This is a genomic window from Thauera sp. ZXT1-4 (assembly GCF_052598215.2).
In genome coordinates this window covers 1-2,015 of sequence record NZ_JBQWSN020000085.1, presented here as the reverse complement: position 1 = coordinate 2,015, position 2,015 = coordinate 1, and the positions used below count along the sequence as shown (strand labels likewise).

Annotated in this window: 2 protein-coding genes; both read left to right on the top strand. The window is 64.5% G+C overall.

Going from position 1 to position 2,015, the window contains the following annotated elements:
* The coding region (locus ACUH78_RS19090; protein ID WP_445334433.1) for a tyrosine-type recombinase/integrase at positions 1 to 976 on the top strand (976 nt) is incomplete at its 5' end.
* Positions 969 to 1,931 (top strand): HD domain-containing protein, encoded by a 963-nt coding sequence (locus tag ACUH78_RS19085; RefSeq protein WP_445334432.1) that lies wholly within the window; start codon positions 969 to 971, stop codon positions 1,929 to 1,931. The genes ACUH78_RS19090 and ACUH78_RS19085, both read left to right, overlap by 8 nt.
* Positions 1,932 to 2,015 lie beyond the last annotated feature (84 nt).

Below are 2,015 nucleotides of genomic sequence, written 5' to 3'. Positions count from 1 at the left end.
CGCCGAGAAAGAGGTGGAGTGGCGTCGCTCGTACCGCACGACGATCCGCCGGGAGCTCGACCGTGCGCTGATCCCTAAGTTTGGGGAGAAGGAGGTCGGCCAGATCTCCAAGGCGGACGTCCTTGCCTATCGCGCCGAGCTCGGCAAAGCGACCGCGAAAGGCAAGCAAACCAAACTGTCTGCGGCAAGGATCAACAAGATGTTGAACCCGCTCAGGCAAATCCTCAATGAAGCGGCCGACCGCTTTGATTTTCGCACGCCGTTCGACAGCGTGAAACAGCTCAAGACCAAACGCACCGATGTCGACCCCTTTACGCTCGCCGAGGTGAAGCAGGTTCTCGATACGGTGCGGCCCGACTTCAAGCACTACTTCACGGTGCGCTTTTTCACCGGCATGCGCACGGGCGAGATCGATGGTTTGCAGTGGAAGTACGTCGACTTCGAGAACCGCCTGATCTTGGTTCGCGAGACCGTGGTGGGTGGCGAGGAGGAATACACCAAGACCGACGGCAGCCAGCGCGACATCCAGATGAGCCAATTGGTCTTTGATGCACTCAAGGCGCAGTTCGAAGCCACAGGCAAGCTCAGCAAGTTCGTGTTCTGCAACCGGCTGGGGACTCCGCTCGACCACAAGAACGTCACGAACCGGGTGTGGTATCCGCTGTTGCGACACCTCAACCTCAAGAAGCGCCGCCCGTATCAGTGTCGCCACACCGCGGCGACGTTGTGGCTCGCCAGCGGCGAGGCGCCGGAGTGGATCGCCCGCCAGCTCGGGCACACCACCACCGAGATGCTCTTTCGCGTGTATTCGCGTTACGTGCCCAACTTGACGCGGCGTGACGGCTCGGCCTTCGAGCGACTCATCACGCAGACCTTGGGCACGACCTTGCCGGTGAAAACCGGGCAGGACGAAAACACCGTGCCGGAAACCGAGTCGGTCGCCGAACAGGCCGATGAAGGAGAGCATCATGACTGAACAGCACCTGCCCATCCCTTCCGCTGCTCCGGACAACGTGGTGGCGAAGCTGCCACCGATCTTTCGTGTGGAATCGATCAGCCGTTTGCCGCTCGATAATCACTATGCCCTGAACCGCGCGGTGCTGTTTCACGAGCGCGCCAGCCTGATGGTCGAGTGGCCTTCGCGCAAGGTCGACGCCCGACTCGGCGTCGGCAGCCTAGTGTCGATCCGCTGGCTTGGCAGGCCCGAGAGTCTGGGGGGTGCGGTACGCATCAGCCGCCTCGCGGTGCTCGAGCGCCCGGAGCCGAGTGTCGACGTATTCCAGACGATTCCGACAGCCTGGGTGCAGGAGCGCACGCTGGTCAGTCGTGCCAGTGCGTTGTGGCAGAGGCTGTCACCCCACTTCCAGCACTTGTTCAACGCCATCTTCTGGGACGCGTCGCGGCTGCACCGCTACCTGCTCGGCGCGAGTTCGCTGAGAGGGCACCACAGCGGTGCACACGGCAACCTCCGCCACACGCTGGAAGTGGCGGAGCAGGCGCTCAAGATGGCCGAGAGCCAGGCGCTCGCCTGCCCGGACGTGCTCCTGATGGCGGCCTTGCTCCATGACGCCGGTAAAGCCGACGAGTACTGCCTGGGCGGTAGCGGCCTCGAGATGACGACGCGCGGCAAGCTCATCGGCCACCGCCACACCATCATCGAGTGGATCGCGGCGGCCGTCGCCAACGCCCGCGTCTGCATCCCCGAGCCCCAGTACGTCGGCCTGATCCATGCGCTCACGAGCGCACGCGGCGCCCCGGAGTGGCTCGGGCTGCGCGAGCCCTGCACGCTCGATGCGATCCTGCTCTCGGCTGCGGACCGGCTCTCGGGGCAGATCGAGCTGATGGCGCGGCACTCGCCGGCCCAGGCAGGCTTCGGGCGCTTTCATCCCCACCTGCGCGGTCAACCCTACATGGTCGGGACAAGCGTCTGAAGGAGCGGGCGATGCCAGCGCCGGCAACGGGAATGTGAGCGCGTTCGGGGAGAACGAAGCCAGCCGGCGTGATCGCACGCGCAG

Bases quoted from the DNA above. Each gene is read 5' to 3' on its own strand.
- ACUH78_RS19085 (WP_445334432.1), top strand. From the start codon at position 969: ATGACTGAACAGCACCTGCCCATCCCTTCCGCTGCTCCGGACAACGTG.